We start from the raw sequence: 15790 nt of genomic DNA, 5'->3' as shown, positions 1-15790 counted from the left end.
CTATAGGGTATATTTTAATAAAACTTAAAAGTTTATTATACTTTATACAAAGTTTATTATGTTTTATACAAGAAAATCTAGATTAAAAATTAAAGTACCTCTAGTCTTTTGTTGAGAACTTTGTTGTAATTTTGGCACCACCAATTGGATTGTTTTCAATAAAAATAGAACCACCATGTTTCTCACATAATACTTTAGATATATAAAGACCCATACCAAAATTTAAGTTGTTATTATTTAAAGTCTTATCTTTATAAAAAGGTTTTAATGCTGATTTTATAGATTCTTCACTAAATCCCACACCATCATCTTCAATTACGAAAGTAAGGAATTCTTGCTCAAGGTATATAAGTATAGATATTTTATTTTTTGCATATCTAAATGCATTTGATATTATATTTTCAATAACTCTATGAATAATATTTTCATCAAATAATACGTTTATATTATCCACTTTATTTGTAATTTTAAAAGATTTTCCAGCTTGTTTTGATAGAATAGAGATATTGCTATCTAAGTTTTCTACAAAAGCATTTATACTTGATGTAGATTTTGTAATAACTAGCTCTTCTAATCGTTGAGCATTACTCATACTATTTACATAGTATTCAATTCTGTTGATATGTTCAGACATAAGTTGTGCAGTTGATAAAATTTTTTTATCACTAAGTTTTCCTGTTGGCATGTATTTTATTAAATAATCTGAGTATCCCTTTAGAACAGTCAGAGGATTTCTTAAATCATGAGAAAAAGCAGCATTAAGCTGTTTTCTATCGTCTATCATAGTCCACATTTTTATATTATTTTTATTTAGTTGCAACCTCATTTTCTCAAAGGCACTACACAGATTACCTAATTCGTCATTACTCTTATATTCTAAGTAAAAATCTAAGTTATTATTGGATATTTCGTTTGCTCCTTTATTAAGTATTTCAATAGGTATCTTTAATTTTACCTTATAAAAAATTATATCAGCCAATAATAGAAGTCCTATAAAAAATACGAGTGGGAGTATAAGCTGAAGTGTACTAATTATATTAATCAATACTTTATCAAAATCACTATATTGATTTAAATTATTTTGCACTATGGTTATAGTTTCTGTGTATAAAGGAGTTTGTAAATATTTGTCTTGTATAGAGTGATATATGTAATTAAGTAAAATGTATGAGACCGTTGTAAGTACTGATGCTATAATTAATGAAGATAGAGTGAGAAAGAAAAAAGATTTTTTTAATGACATATTCTTTATTTTATCCATTTGTAACCAGCTCCCCATACTGTTTCTATGTAATTATCAAGAGTATATCTTGATAATTTAATTCGTATTTTTCTGATATGTTCCATTATAACATCACTATTTCCATTTTTATCATAGCCCCATATTCTATCATAAATTCTCTCTCTATCAAATACTTGACCAGGGTTCGTAGAGAGAAGTTCTACGATATCAAATTCTTTTTTTGAAAGTGAAACTTGGTTATTATCAATGGAAATTGACCTTTTTTCATAGTCTATTACTAAATCTTTATAAAAATTGACTTTAGTATGATTTGATTTTCTTTGTTCGCGTCTTAAGTGAGCAGAGACTCTTGCCCCAAGTTCCTCTAAATCAAAAGGTTTTACGATATAATCATCAGCACCAACACGAAAACCATTAATTTTATCATAGTTTTCAATTTTGGCTGTTAAAAATAAGATAGGACATGATATATAGTTTCTAATTCTACTGCAAACTTCAATTCCATCTATTTCAGGCATGTTTATATCAAGTAGAATAATGTCTGGATTTTTAGATATTTTTTCTAGTGCTTCTTTTCCATTTTGGGCAGTGTAAACTTCATAATCATTTATTTCAAAATAATCTTTTAATAAAGTGGTGATTCCTTTCTCGTCATCTACAACAAGTATTTTACTGTTCATAAAAATTCTCCTTTCTAAATAAAACTTTTTAAACAACTTCTATTTTAGTATAAAAATCTCAAGAATTTCTCAAATTATTAAATTTACATAAAAATATAATAGTTTTAATGATTAAAATTAGTATATTTTTATATACTAAATAAATCAAGTGTCTAATTATTGGAAAATTTAAGCATGTAGTTAATAGTCTTTATTTGAGTATTCTAATTTTAATATATAAAGATGAAGAATTTTAATGAGAAAATTAATATCATAATTTAAATAAAAGATTGCTGAATGTAAAAGAGCTTCTCATTAAAAAAGACACAGGTTATAAAAACTAATTAATATACATTATATAGTTGATATATCAATTATTATTGATTTTTAAATTCGATTGGAATATACTTGGCATATCAACTAATTTTAAGGTTTTTACATATCAAACAAATAAGAAAGTTTGATGAATAATTTTCCAAAAGGGTATCTTGGGAGGAGTATTTTATGAAAGATAAAGTTATTTATTATTTTACATCAACTGGAAATAGCCTAAGTGTAGCAGAGAGTATATCGAATAAAATAAATGCAAATATAATTAGAATATGTGAAACAACTGATGTAGATTGTAATAGTGATATGATAGGATTTGTATTTCCATTATATTTTTGGGGGTTACCTAATCTTGTTTCTAAATTTATATCAAATCTAAATATTAAAAGTGATAAACCATATATTTTTGCTGTAGTAACTTGTGGAGGCATGATAGGTGGAAGTGCGCTTCATGATGTGGATGCTTTATTGAAAGAGAAGGGTCATGGACTAAATCTAGGTTCAAGGATACAGATGGTTTCCAATTACATTTGTGAGTTTAAAATAAAAGATGATAAAAAAATTGATAATTTACTTAGAAAAGCAGAAATCAAGGTTAATGAAGTGTCAGAAGATATTGTAAATAAGAAAAGTAATAAAATTGGCAAAACAAATTTTATATACAAGAAGTTTTATAAAAAATATATTTCATCTTGTGCAAGTCAAGATAGCCATTTTTCAGTTGAAAATACCTGTATAGAATGTGGTATTTGTTCAAAAGTATGTCCTGTAAATAATATAGACGTTGAAAAGGGGAGACCGAAGTTTTTACACAATTGTGAACATTGTTTAGCATGTGTACATTGGTGTCCTAAGCAAGCGATTCAATGGAAAGATGTAACTAAAAATAAAAAGAGATACCATAATCCAAATATAAAGTTGGAAGATATGATAAGTGAGAAAAGTAAAGATATTTAATAAAAAATGACTACTATTAATCAATTAGTAACTAAGAGTAGTTGGGATAATTACCATAATAAAAACCCCATAAATATTTTAAATAATTAATTTAGGGGGTTTTATAATTTTTTATTTTAAAATATTAAGTTCATATAAGTCTGTTCTTCTATGTTTAAGTAATGGTAATTGTTGTCTTATGTCAGGAATTAAATCTCTATCAATATCAGCATAGATAATGCATTCCTTTTCATCAGCCTGAGCTATAATTTTTCCCCAAGGGTCTGAAATTCTTGAATTACCAAAAGCTATGTAAGAAGCATCTTTATTTCGAGCAGGTGCAGCACCAACATAAAATATCTGATTATCTAAAGCACGCATTCTGATAGATAATTCCCAATGTGCAGGTCCAGTTGTCATATTGAATGCTGCTGGCAAGATAACGATTTCTGCACCTTCAAGAGCCATTAAACGTGATAATTCAGGGAAACGAATATCATAGCAAATAGCAATACCCATCTTTCCATATTCAGTATCTATTATAGTAACATCATTTCCAGCAGTAAGAGTATCAGATTCTTTAAAGCTAACTTTTCCTGTAACTTCAATGTCAAATAAGTGCATTTTGCGATGTTTTCCAATTAAAGTTCCATTTTTATCAAATACATAACAAGTATTATAGATTTTGCTATCTTCTAACTCTGGAATACTACCAGAAATTAGATAAATACCATGTTTTTCGGCTAGTTTACTCAATGTATTTGTTGTTTCACCTGGATATTCTTCTGCAAATTTAGGAAAGTATTTATTTTCATATGGACAATTAAACATTTCCGGTAAAACCACAATTTTAGCCCCATTATTGGCAGCTTCTGTTACCATTTCTACAGCATGATTAATATTTTCAATCTTGTTTTCTGTAGTAATCATCTGACACACTGCAATTTTGTAGGAATTCATAAAAATTACTCCTTTCGATATTTTTATGTTATTATAACATATTAAATAAAAATTAGATATAAATACAAAATATGTAAGTTGAATATGTTATATAACCAAAGAGTACAAATTACTATAGATATATATTTTAATTTATACTCTTATAATTTATATCATATCAATATATTGACTTTTTTTACCTATGTTGATAGTATTATTTTAAAGACAATAAAATAATACTAGAGTTTTATAGGGTTCCGCAATTATTAATGATTGGTCTGGTCCAAGATAAAACCCACAACATAATTTTGTTGTGAACACGGAAGGATAAAAACCTGGGAGATATTTTATAATATTTCTCAGGTTATTTTATTGCTAAAAAAGAGATATATTATTTGAAAAGAGGGATGATTTATATGAAATGGTTATTTTTATTTATTGCAGGACTATTTGAAGTTTTTTGGGCATTTCAATTAAAAAATTCACATGGATTTTCTAAGTTGACTCCAAGTATACTTACTGTTGTTGGGATGATTGTTAGTTTTTATTTTTTATCATTGGCGCTTAAACATCTTCCGCTTGGAACGTCATATGCCATATGGACTGGAATTGGTACAGTTGGAACTGCTATTGTAGGAATTGCTCTTTTAAATGAACCAGTTAATATGGCTAGAATTTTATGTATAGGTCTTATTGTAGTGGGGATTGTAGGATTGAAATTATTATCTAGTAACTAATAAGTATGAATTAGGATAAATAGTAGGAGGTGATAGTTATAGAATATAGAAGCTAATTTATAGGAATTAAGTGCATCAGCAGAATAAAAGATGCTATAAAGTTAGAAATTATAAAATGTTGTAATAATACAATAAAAAAGCTATGAAATTAGAAATTATAAAATGTTTTAAAGTAATTGATATTTTATAGAATTTCTGATTCATAGCTTGTTTTTATTTATAAGTTTATTAGATTTGTATTTGAAAATTATATGTATATATTCTGTATAATTATTTTGCTAATAATAAAGCAGTTAAATCCATAGGGTCAACTATTACACCATCTTTATAAACACGCATATTTCCAGATGCTATCTCATCTATTAATATTACTTCATTATTGTAGAATCCAAATTCAAACTTAATATCATAAAGTTCAAGTCCTTTTTCAGCTATAGTATCACGAACTATGTTAGAAATTTTTTGGGTCATACTCTTCATTGAATCAAATTGAGCTTGAGTCATAATATTTAAAGCTTCTAAACCTTCAGATGTTATAAGTGGGTCACAACGGTCATCATCTTTTAAAGTTGCTTCTACATAACAGTCTAACTTAGCTCCTTCTTCAACACATGAACCATAACGACGTAAGAAACTACCAACAGCTCTATAACGACAAATAACTTCTAATCCATTACCAAAAACTTTTGCTGGTAACACTTCCATAGTTGCATCTTCTAAATTAGCACTTACATAATGAGTTTTAATTCCAGCATTGTTTAGAATTTCAAAGAACTTAACAGATGTTTCTAAATTAGCCTTACCAATTCCATCTATGCTTAGCCCTACAGTATTTTCACCTGGATCGAATACACCATCTTTGCCAGTTACATCATCCTTAAATTTAAGTAAGAAATTTCCATTATCTAATTCAAAAACATCTTTAGTCTTTCCTTGATACACTTTTTTCATAAACAACCTCCAAAATATTAAATTATTATATTGAATAAGGCATTAGTGTCAAAAAAGTTCTGGTATTCGTATAAAAATCTATATTGATGCCTTATATTTAATATTATATCACAAAAATAGAGAATTTTTCCGAACATTTTTATAAAAATAATAAAAAAAGTACATTTTATGAAAAATTTTAGAAAAGTACTCAGAAAGAAAGTGAGTGTCATTTGTATTAACACACATAAGTTTTTGTAGGAAATTTTTTTGACACACTTTGACACACATATAATAACAGTGTGATAAATGGCATGAAAACTATATTTACAAATGTTGGCATAAAAATTGCTCTATATATTTTACATAAAAAAGATGAGTATATATCTAAATAAAATAAACAATAGAGGTGGTTAATGTGAAGTCAGTTAAGTTCTATGGTGTAAGAGATACAAGAGTAGAGAATGCAGATATACCTAAAATATTAGAAAAAGATGATGTAATAGTTAAAGTAAAAGTTGCTGGTATATGTGGCTCTGATATATCAAAATACTCAAAGACAGGCCCTCATATGGTTGGAGAAATCTTAGGACATGAATTTTCAGGAGAAGTAGCAGAAGTTGGTGCAGAAGTAAAAGATTTTAAAATAGGAGACAGAGTTGCTGTTTGTCCAGCTATGCCATGTTTTGAATGTGATGAATGTAAAAAAGGGTTGTATTCAAGATGTAATAATGTAGCAATAATAGGCAATAAAGAGCTTGGAGGATGTTTTGCTGAATATACAAAGGTAAAGGAAAGAAATTTGATAAAAATACCAGAAGAAATAAGTTATGAAACGGCTGCTGCTTTAGAACCAGTGTGTATAGCAGGGCATGGGCTTTTTAGGTCAGAAACTAAGGTAGGAGATACTGTTGTAGTACTTGGAACAGGACCAATAGGCTTATTTTCGATACAATGGGCAAAAATATTTGGTTCTACAAAAATAGTGGCTATAGATGTATTTGATGAGAAATTAGAATTAGCGAAGGAATTAGGAGCAGATATTTGTATAAATGCAAAAGAAAAAAATATTGTAGAAGAGATAAAAAAATTAACTAATGGAGCTGGAGCAGACATTGTTATTGAATCAGCAGGAACTCCAATGACATGTGGTCAGGTATTATTATTAGCCAAAAAAGGTGGGACAGTACTGTATGCAGGAGTACCATATGGAGATGTAGCTTTAAGCAGAGAACAATTTGAGAAGATAGTGAGAAGTGAGCTAACTGTGAAAGGAACTTGGTTTGGAAATTCATTTCCATTTCCAGGAAAAGAATGGAGTGCTGGCTTGTATCATATGCAAAAAGGTGACATGAATGTTGAGAAATTGGTGACACACAGAATAAACTTAGATGAAGTGCCAGATTATTTTGAAAAAATATACAAAAGAGACATTTTCTTTGGTAAGATAATGATTAATGTGGCTAATTAAGGTAGAGCAATAAAGATAGTAATTTATAATGTATATAAAAAAGTTAAGAGAGGTATGATTCATATGGCAGGAATAATTATAGCTGCACATGGGAATATGGCTAAAGCAATGTTAGAAAGTGCTGAATTAATAGTAGGGAAACAAGAAAAAGTAGAAACTTTAGGATTAAACCATGGTGACAGTATAGATGAGTTTAGTAGAAAATTAGAAAATGGAATTGAAAAATATAAAGATGAAGGTATTTTAGTATTACTTGATTTTTATGGAGGAACTCCTTTCAATACATCTGCTGTTATAATAAATAAATTTGCTAAGGAATGTGAATTAGAATGTTTAACAGGTGTAAATTTGCCTATGCTTTTAGAGCTGTTTTTAAACAGAGATACTATGAAGTTAAAAGATTTAAAAAATTTATGTGAAGAAGTTGGAGTTTCAGGAATTAAAGATGTAAAAGCAGCTTTAAATATATAAAATAAATTAAAATTTTGGAGGAATTATTATGAGCAATATAGCATTAACAAGAATTGATGATAGATTAATACATGGGCAAGTTATAACTGCTTGGTGTAAGATTACATCAGCAAAGAGGATAGTAATAGTAGATGATTTAGTTGTAAAAGACCCTTTTATAGTTCAAGTATTACAAATGGCAGCACCTTCAACTGTTAAGGTTGAAGTGCATGATATAGAATCAGGTGCTGAAGTTTTAAAATCATATGATGGAGATGAAAATTTAATAGTATTAGTTAAATATCCTAAAACTGTTTTAGGTCTAGTAAATAATGGAGTAGATTTAAAAGAATTAAATGTTGGGGGTATGGGTGCTGGTCTTGGAAGAAAAAGTTTTTATAAGAATATATCAGTATCAGATGAGGAGAAAGAAATATTTAGGGAATTAATATCAAAGAATGTTAAGTGTTTTATACAAATAGTTCCAGATGCAAAGAAAATTGATGTAGGAACATTGTTGTAAGACCTATTTTGTAAATATTTAAAATTAAATAAGGAGGAAGAACATGCAAATTTCACTAATTCAAGCAGTTTTAATAGCAATTTTTTATTATCTTTCTTGGAGTCCATGGCTAACTTATGTTGGATTTTTTACATGGAATAGACCTTTATTAGCTGGATTTGTAACAGGAATTATACTAGGAGACCCAGTTCAAGGAGCAATTATAGGTGCAGGTATAAATATGATATATTTAGGATTCATATCAGCAGGAGGGGCTCAAATGGGAGACCCAGCTTTTGCAGGATATGTGGGGACTGCTTTAGCTATAGCATCTAATTTGGATGTAAGTACTGCAATGGCAATAGCTGTTCCATTAGGTACTGTTGCAACTGTACTTTGGATAGGTAAAATGACAGTCAATTCTTTTTTTGCACACTGGGCAGATAGAGAGGTTCAAAAAGGAAATATAGATAAAGTAGCATTTATAAACATAGTTCCACCTCAGATACTATTGTTTGTAATGAGTTTTATACCAGCATTATTAGTTGTTTATTTTGGGCCAAATGCAATAGATGGAATGTTAGAAGTAATGAATGATAATGTGTTACATGTATTCAATGTAATTGGAGCTATGTTACCAGCGTTAGGAATTGCTATGAACTTAAAATTAATTGGAAATAAGTTTACTATGCCATTTTTCATATTAGGTATATTAATGGCTGTTTATTTTAAAGTAGATATAATAGTAATATCTGTTATTGGAGTAATACTTGCTCTTACAATTACTTCAATTAAATATGGAAAAGATGGTGCGACATCTTAAATATATAAGAAAGGGGAAAAAATTATGTCAGATACAAAAAGTGAAGTAGCTAAGAAAACGTTAAGCAAAAAAGATGTGATAAAGTCATGGCTAAGATGGTTTTTCTTTGCACAATCTAACTACAATTATGAAAGATTACAATCAACAGCATTTTCACATTCAATGTTACCAGTACTTAAAAAGTTATATCCAGATAAAGAAGAGTTAAAGCAAGAAGTAGAAACTCACTTGGCATTTTTTAATACAGAGCCTATATGTGGATGTGTTATACATGGAATAACAATAGCTATGGAAGAAGAAAAAGCTAATGGTGCAGATGAAATAAGTGGTGATGGTATGAATGCCATAAAGACAGGTTTAATGGGACCATTGGCAGGTATTGGAGATACTTTAACTCAAGGAGTTATAACACCTATAGTATTAGCTGTTTGTATTGGTTTAACTGAGGGAGGAGCATCAATTGCAGGACCGATATTATTTGTATTGGCTCAATATATAATAATGACCTCAATTTCATTTGGAATGTGGACAAATGGATACAAGTATGGTAAAAAAGCTGTTGAAAGTATACTTCAGGGTGGAATAGTAAATAAAGTTATAGAAGGTGCTTCGATACTAGGGACTTTAGTTATGGGCGGACTAGTAGGTAGATTTATTAATTTATCTACACCAATAAGTTATACTAGTGGAGATTTTAAATTTAGTCTTCAGACAGATTTACTTGATAAGATATTTCCAGGATTAATTCCTTTGGTACTTACTTTATTGGTACTCTTTGCTTTAAAGAAAGGTCTTTCTCCAATAAAAATAATGGGTATATTGATAGTGGTAGGTGCTATTACAGGTATATTAGGATTATTTTAAATAAATGCATATGATGTATTAATGAGGATTTTAGATAAATTGGCTATATCTATAAAATACAATAGCAATTAGGGTAAATTAGATTATTAATAGATTAAGATTTAAGCTTTAAGCTTAGATAAGTAGTGTAGAATATATAATTTTGTAAAAGGTATCTCAAAATGATTTTTAAATCATAGGTGAGATACTTTTTTATTTATGTATAAAATCTTATGGGATTGGATAAAAATATTAATTTTATATAGAAGAGTTATTTTGTAGGTTTCTGCTTTATATTAATATTTAGAGAGTAACAATTATATTTAAAAATTTTGCAGAGTTAACTATGTGTTTAAATTTATAGATTTAGTATTAAAGCTTATCTGTACTCTATTTTATATTGGTATTTAGTAATAATTGTAAACTTCTTGTAACATATATTTTATATAATTGAAACAATGGATATAATATGAAATATAATAAATTTAGGGATGTGAATATATGAATGTATTAATTGCTGATGATGAAGTGAGTATGATTAAGATACTTTGTGCTTATTTTAAAAAAGAAGGCTTCAATGTATTTACTGCAAAAAATGGGGAAGAGGCTTTAGATGTTTTTTATGAAAATAAAATAGATTTAGCAATACTGGATTGGATGATGCCAGTAATTGATGGAATAGAGGTTTGTAAAGAGATAAAGGAAAATAGTAACACAAAGGTACTTATGTTGACAGCTAAAAGTCAAAGCGAAGATGAAATCGAGGCACTCAATATAGGTGCAGATGAATATGTTAAAAAGCCATTTGACCCTAGAGTCTTAATAATAAGGGCTAAGAAATTGGTAAATTATAAAGATACAATTAATATAAGAGATTTAAAAATAGATTTTGAGTCAAATAAAGTTTTTAAAGGTAATGATGAACTACTATTGACTAAAAAAGAATTGGAATTAATGCATTGCTTAGTTAATAATAAAGGAATAGTTTTATCTAGGGAAAGACTTTTAGATTTAGTCTGGGGATTGGATTATGATGGAGATTTTAGAACAGTAGATACTCATATAAGAAGACTGAGAACAAAAGTAGGAGAAGATATAATAAAAACTTACAGAGGATTAGGGTATAGTCTGGAGGATTTTGATGACTAAACTAAATAAGAAGTTATCTATAAGTATATCAATAGTAGTTGTAGTTGTTTATATAATATCTATAGCTATAAATAGTATGTTTATTCATAGGTATTATTTACATGAAAAAAGAAATGTATTGAACAACATTGAAAATGAAATAAAACATAAGGATATTAATAAATTAAAGTCAAATATTGAATTAATTGAAGAAAAAAGTAATACAGCCATTGTATATGTAACATTAGATAAAAATTACAAAAATAAAAATAGTATGGATAAAATAAATCAAGATTTGCTAGACGCTTTTTGGAATAAAGGTTTGAGCTTAAATAAATTTTGGATTGAAGGAAGTGTTTTAAAAGATATTGACAATAAAAGTATTAATAAAATATATAATCAGGGAAAAACCAAATATAGTCTACTAGTAAAGTTTATGAAAAAGGATAATTATTTATTTGCTATATCTATACCAATAGAACATTCAGAAGAAACAATTGGTATAGTAAATAGATTTAATATAATAATGGGGATATTTTCAGTAATTATAATAACTATACTTACATTTATACTGTCAAACAGAATTATAAGACCTATGGAAAAGTTAAAGCTTTTATCGAAGGATATATCTGAGTTAAATTTTAGAACTGAGGCCATAAAAACGAATGATGAAATAGAGGAGTTAGCTTATAGCATAAATATAATGAGTGTAAAGCTTGAAAAGGCACACAATGAATTAAATAAAAGAAATGAAAATTTAAAATCTTTTATATCTGATGCATCTCATGAAATGAAAACTCCAATAGCACTTATAAAAGCATATGCTATAGGTATGAAAGATGGTTTGGATGATGGTACTTATACAGATACAATAATTGAACAGGCAGAAAATATGTCTAATACAATAAATACTCTTTTATATTGGGCTAAATATGAGAAAAAAGAAGTTAGTTTGTGTGAAGTAGATTTAAAGGAAAGACTGCTTAAGAATTTAAAAAATTATGAATTATTGATATCTAAGGATAATATAAGTGTTCAATGCGATATAGAAGATAAAAATCTTATAATAAATTCTGATAAAGATAGTATAGATATGGTACTTAATAATTTGATTAGTAATGCAATAAAGTATACTAGTGATAATGAGATAGAGATTAATCTTTTTAGAGATAAGGATAAGATTATTTTATCTATAAAAAATGGAATAGATTATGATAGAGAAGATGATATTGATGATATATGGAAGCCTTTTTATGTCTTAGAGAAGTCAAGAAGTAAAGAACTTTCAGGTACTGGTCTTGGTCTTACAATAGTTAAGACTATACTTGAAGAAAATAATTTTAGATATAAGGTTGAAATTTGTGATGGAAAGATAGAATTTTATATTATCTTTATATAAGCTTTATACTATTTTTATATTGTCTCGTAAAAATACAACAAAATAAAATATAAATATAAAAAATAATTTAAAAAATATCAAATTAATTTGTTTTTCATATGGATAAAATTGGTTATTTAATATATAATCATAATAAGCATAAATAATGAAATTTATTTATAAAACAAGTAGCACTTTTAATTCTAAGAGCTACTTTTTTTTACATAAAACCTACTATTTTACAACAATTCATTAACATAAAAATCAAACTCACCTTAAAATTAAAATTTACTAATTTTTCAATCAATTAGAAAATCTACGCATTCCTTTATAATAACTATAATATAAGAAAATAATAAATAAATTATATATTAATTATAAAATCATTATAGTTAGAAAACCTCTTTAAAATTAGTCTTTAAGTATCCCTTAGAATTAAAACGGGAACAAAACGAAACAATTAGGTACTACTAATGGACAAGGGGGAAATATAATGAAAATACCAAAGAAGATTGCTGCTATGCTTACAGTTACTATGATAGCTGGAAGTTCTACAGCAGGTATAGCTAGTGCACAAACAGTAGCAACAAATTTAACAGGACAAGAGAGATATGAAACTGCTGTAAAAATAAGCCAAGATGGATGGAAAAATGCTGATGAGGTAGTAATAGTAAATGATTCATCTATAGCAGATGCTCTATCCGCAACACCATTTGCAAAGGCAAAAAATGCTCCTATACTTTTAACAGGTAAAGATAAATTAAATGATAAGACAAAAGCAGAGTTACAAAGACTAAAAGCTAAGAAAGTATATCTAATAGGTGGGACTTCTGTACTAAGTGCAAATATAGAAAAACAAATAAAAGATTTAAAAATATCTTTTGAAAGAATATCTGGTGCAGAGAGATACCAAACATCTTTAGAGTTGGCAAAGAGATTAGATGCAGTAAGTGATGTTAAAAAAATAGCTGTAGTTAATGGTGAAAAAGGGCTTGCAGATGCAGTAAGTGTGGGTGCTCCAGCTGCGCAAAATAATATGCCAGTAATACTTGCTGACTCTAAAAATGGAACAGCAGTTGCAGATAAATTTATAAAAGATGCAGGAATAACTCAATCTTATGTAATAGGTGGGGAAAGTTCAGTTTCTGAAGCTGTAAAAAATAAACTACCAAATAGTACAAGATTAGGTGGAACAGATAGAAATGATACAAATGCAAAAGTAGTAAAAGAATTCTATAAAAAGACAGATTTAAAAAATGCATATGTAACTAAAGACGGTATGGCTAAACAAGACCAACTTATAGATGCTTTAGCAGTAGGTGTATTAGGTGCTAAAAATCAATCACCAGTAGTTTTAGTTGGAAAAAATCTATCAGCTTCACAAAAAACTTTAGTTAACTCTAAGAGTTTTGATAAAATAACTAAGGTTGGTGGAAATGGTAATGAAACAGCATTTAATGAAATTAAATCATTACAAGAAGTAAGTACATCTGAAGCTAAAACAATTGCTGAATTAAAGTCAGCTGTAGATAAAGCAACTGCTAATGATGTTATAAACTTTAAACCAACTAGTGAAGTTAAAGAAGCATTTACAATACAAACTGACAAAGCAGTAACAGTGAATTTAAATGGTACATATACAAAGGCTGTAACTATCAACATGCCTAATGGGGATGTAAACAACTATGCAAAAGTAGATGATGTAGTTATAGATGATGTTAAAGACGGAACTTTCGTTAACTATGGAAAAATAACTAATTTAAAAGTTAATGATAAAAATGGAGCTAAGATAGAAAATAATTCAAAAGGTGAGATTGGTAGTTTAACAGTAGCATCTGGAGCAAGTCAAGTAAAAGTAACTAATGGTGGTAAGATAACTACAGTTACAAATAATTCTAAAGGTACTACTATAGATAATAAGGGTACAATAAGTACTGTTAAGGGAGATAATTCTCCATCTATAAGTGGAAATAATCCAAGTTCTAACTCATCAGGAGGAAGTTCATCAAGTGGAGGAGGTTCACATGGAGGAGGTTCTTCTTCATCAAAAAGTAGTGCTAAAGAGCTATTATCTACAGTTATAGGTACCTTAGACAAGGTAAATCACAAGGTAACAGGAATAGATAAAACAACGAAAGTAAGTGAATTAAAATCTGGATTAAAAGTATCACCAAAAGCAAGCGTTGAGATATTAGATAAAATAGGTGGTAGTGAAGTAACAAATCAAGAAAATACGATAGTAACAGCAACTATGATAATTAGAGTAACAGCAGAAAATGGAACAACACAAAATTATACAATTGAATTAGCGGTGGATAATAGTGCAAATGATATAGAATCAACAAGTATAGGAACATTAGATGAAGCGAATAAAAAAGTAACAGGTGTTCCAGTGTCAACAAAAGTAAGTGAACTAAAAAGTGCAATAACACCATCATCAGGAGCAAGTGTTGAGATATTAGATGCAACAGGTGGAAATGCAGTAGAAAATCAAAGCACTACTAAAGTAACATCAACTATGGTAATAGAGATAACAGCAGAAGATGGAACAACTAAACAAGAATATAAGATAGAATTAGCGACAGCTAGTAGTGCAAATGATATAGAATCAACAAGTATAGGAACATTAGATGAAGCGAATAAAAAAGTAACAGGTGTTCCAGTGTCAACAAAAGTAAGTGAACTAAAAAGTGCAATAACACCATCATCAGGAGCAAGTGTTGAGATATTAGATGCAACAGGTGGAAGTGCAGTAGAAAATCAAAGCACTACTAAAGTAACATCAACTATGGTAATAGAGATAACAGCAGAAGATGGAACAACTAAACAAGAATATAAGATAGAATTAGCGACAGCTAGTAGTGCAAATGATATAGAATCAACAAGTATAGGAACATTAGATGAAGCGAATAAAAAAGTAACAGGTGTTCCAGTGTCAACAAAAGTAAGTGAGCTAAAAAATGCAATAACACCATCATCAGGAGCAAGTGTTGAGATATTAGATGCAACAGGTGGAAGTGCAGTAGAAAATCAAAGTACTACTAAAGTGACATCAACTATGGTAATAGAGATAACAGCAGAAGATGGAACAACTAAAAAAGAATATAAGATAGAGTTGGCAGCTAGTAGTGCAAATGATATAGAATCAACAAGTGTAGGAACATTAGATGAAGCGAATAAAAAAGTAACAGGTGTTCCAGTGTTAACAAAAGTAAGTGAGCTAAAAAATGCAATAACGCCATCATCAGGAGCAAGTGTTGAGATATTAGATGCAACAGGTGGAAGTGCAGTAGAAAATCAAAGTACTACTAAAGTGACATCAACTATGGTAATAGAGATAACAGCAGAAGATGGAACAACTAAAAAAGAATATAAGATAGAGTTGGCAGCTAGTAGTGCAAATGATATAGAATCAACAAGT

14 protein-coding genes and 1 riboswitch are annotated in these 15790 nt (G+C 28.4%); of the genes, 10 read left to right on the top strand and 4 right to left on the bottom strand.

All coding sequences use genetic code 11. The features are described 5' to 3' along the window. Window positions 1–100: 100 nt before the first annotated feature. Together IC219_RS18135 and IC219_RS18130 are read right to left on the bottom strand one after the other, a co-directional pair. On the bottom strand, window positions 101–1261 hold the full coding sequence (locus IC219_RS18135) for a sensor histidine kinase (protein WP_227483345.1): 1161 nt from the start codon (window positions 1259–1261) through the stop codon (window positions 101–103). Next, a complete protein-coding gene (locus tag IC219_RS18130) occupies window positions 1249–1923 on the bottom strand; it encodes a response regulator transcription factor (RefSeq protein WP_227831704.1) in 675 nt (224 codons plus the stop codon). Before IC219_RS18130 ends, IC219_RS18135 begins: the two co-directional genes overlap by 13 nt. Window positions 1924–2406: 483 nt before the next feature. Here IC219_RS18130 and IC219_RS18125 point away from each other — a divergent pair, with 483 nt between their 5' ends. Then, a complete protein-coding gene (locus tag IC219_RS18125) occupies window positions 2407–3189 on the top strand; it encodes an EFR1 family ferrodoxin (protein WP_227483343.1) in 783 nt (260 codons plus the stop codon). 111 nt (window positions 3190–3300) lie between these two features. Here the strand turns inward: IC219_RS18125 and IC219_RS18120 are convergent, their stop codons facing one another. Beyond that, window positions 3301–4128, bottom strand: a complete 828-nt coding sequence (locus tag IC219_RS18120) for a carbon-nitrogen hydrolase family protein (protein WP_227435271.1) — start codon at window positions 4126–4128, stop codon at window positions 3301–3303. A gap of 217 nt (window positions 4129–4345) precedes the next feature. Next, window positions 4346–4451: riboswitch (guanidine-I (ykkC/yxkD leader) on the top strand. Between the two features lie 72 nt (window positions 4452–4523). Here IC219_RS18120 and sugE point away from each other — a divergent pair. Next, window positions 4524–4844, top strand: a complete 321-nt coding sequence (gene sugE / locus IC219_RS18115; RefSeq protein WP_227435269.1) for a quaternary ammonium compound efflux SMR transporter SugE — start codon at window positions 4524–4526, stop codon at window positions 4842–4844. A gap of 270 nt (window positions 4845–5114) precedes the next feature. On the opposite strand, the gene IC219_RS18110 is transcribed toward sugE, so the two are convergent. Then, window positions 5115–5795, bottom strand: coding sequence for a phosphoribosylaminoimidazolesuccinocarboxamide synthase (locus IC219_RS18110; RefSeq protein WP_227435267.1), 681 nt, complete (start codon window positions 5793–5795; stop codon window positions 5115–5117). A 397-nt stretch (window positions 5796–6192) separates the two neighbouring features. Here IC219_RS18110 and IC219_RS22090 point away from each other — a divergent pair, with 397 nt between their 5' ends. The 8 genes from IC219_RS22090 to IC219_RS18070 all read left to right on the top strand — a co-directional run. Continuing rightward, a complete protein-coding gene (locus IC219_RS22090; RefSeq protein ID WP_227831703.1) occupies window positions 6193–7245 on the top strand; it encodes a galactitol-1-phosphate 5-dehydrogenase in 1053 nt (350 codons plus the stop codon). A gap of 54 nt (window positions 7246–7299) precedes the next feature. Further along, window positions 7300–7716: a PTS sugar transporter subunit IIA gene (locus tag IC219_RS18100; RefSeq protein WP_413926642.1), complete on the top strand. Its 417-nt coding sequence runs from the start codon at window positions 7300–7302 to the stop codon at window positions 7714–7716. Between the two features lie 28 nt (window positions 7717–7744). After that, a complete protein-coding gene (locus tag IC219_RS18095; RefSeq protein ID WP_227483340.1) occupies window positions 7745–8218 on the top strand; it encodes a PTS sugar transporter subunit IIB in 474 nt (157 codons plus the stop codon). A gap of 43 nt (window positions 8219–8261) precedes the next feature. Further along, on the top strand, window positions 8262–9020 hold the full coding sequence (locus IC219_RS18090) for a PTS mannose/fructose/sorbose/N-acetylgalactosamine transporter subunit IIC (protein ID WP_227435258.1): 759 nt from the start codon (window positions 8262–8264) through the stop codon (window positions 9018–9020). 24 nt (window positions 9021–9044) lie between these two features. Beyond that, window positions 9045–9884 carry a PTS system mannose/fructose/sorbose family transporter subunit IID gene (locus tag IC219_RS18085; RefSeq protein ID WP_227435256.1) on the top strand — a complete coding sequence of 280 codons (840 nt, stop codon included), beginning with the start codon at window positions 9045–9047 and terminating at the stop codon, window positions 9882–9884. Window positions 9885–10364: 480 nt separating this feature from the next. Next, entirely contained in the window at window positions 10365–11012 is a 648-nt protein-coding gene (locus IC219_RS18080; protein ID WP_227483339.1) for a response regulator transcription factor, read from the top strand. After that, window positions 11005–12390, top strand: a complete 1386-nt coding sequence (locus tag IC219_RS18075; RefSeq protein WP_227435252.1) for a sensor histidine kinase — start codon at window positions 11005–11007, stop codon at window positions 12388–12390. The genes IC219_RS18080 and IC219_RS18075 overlap by 8 nt, the downstream gene beginning before the upstream one ends. Window positions 12391–12862: 472 nt before the next feature. Continuing rightward, window positions 12863–15790, top strand: a 2928-nt coding sequence (locus tag IC219_RS18070) for a cell wall-binding repeat-containing protein (RefSeq protein WP_227861664.1), incomplete at its 3' end; no start/stop codon positions are given.

This window comes from Clostridioides sp. ES-W-0018-02 (assembly GCF_020658175.1).
Taxonomy (GTDB): domain Bacteria; phylum Bacillota; class Clostridia; order Peptostreptococcales; family Peptostreptococcaceae; genus Clostridioides.
This window is presented reverse-complemented; position numbering and strand designations above follow the sequence as displayed.

Bases quoted from the DNA above. Each gene is read 5' to 3' on its own strand.
- IC219_RS18135 (WP_227483345.1), bottom strand. From the start codon at position 1,261: ATGGATAAAATAAAGAATATGTCATTAAAAAAATCTTTTTTCTTTCTC.
- IC219_RS18095 (WP_227483340.1), top strand. From the start codon at position 7,745: ATGAGCAATATAGCATTAACAAGAATTGATGATAGATTAATACATGGG.
- IC219_RS18120 (WP_227435271.1), bottom strand. From the start codon at position 4,128: ATGAATTCCTACAAAATTGCAGTGTGTCAGATGATTACTACAGAAAAC.
- IC219_RS18090 (WP_227435258.1), top strand. From the start codon at position 8,262: ATGCAAATTTCACTAATTCAAGCAGTTTTAATAGCAATTTTTTATTAT.
- sugE (WP_227435269.1), top strand. From the start codon at position 4,524: ATGAAATGGTTATTTTTATTTATTGCAGGACTATTTGAAGTTTTTTGG.
- IC219_RS18075 (WP_227435252.1), top strand. From the start codon at position 11,005: ATGACTAAACTAAATAAGAAGTTATCTATAAGTATATCAATAGTAGTT.
- IC219_RS18085 (WP_227435256.1), top strand. From the start codon at position 9,045: ATGTCAGATACAAAAAGTGAAGTAGCTAAGAAAACGTTAAGCAAAAAA.
- IC219_RS18130 (WP_227831704.1), bottom strand. From the start codon at position 1,923: ATGAACAGTAAAATACTTGTTGTAGATGACGAGAAAGGAATCACCACT.
- IC219_RS18100 (WP_413926642.1), top strand. From the start codon at position 7,300: ATGATTCATATGGCAGGAATAATTATAGCTGCACATGGGAATATGGCT.
- IC219_RS18110 (WP_227435267.1), bottom strand. From the start codon at position 5,795: ATGAAAAAAGTGTATCAAGGAAAGACTAAAGATGTTTTTGAATTAGAT.
- IC219_RS18080 (WP_227483339.1), top strand. From the start codon at position 10,365: ATGAATGTATTAATTGCTGATGATGAAGTGAGTATGATTAAGATACTT.
- IC219_RS18125 (WP_227483343.1), top strand. From the start codon at position 2,407: ATGAAAGATAAAGTTATTTATTATTTTACATCAACTGGAAATAGCCTA.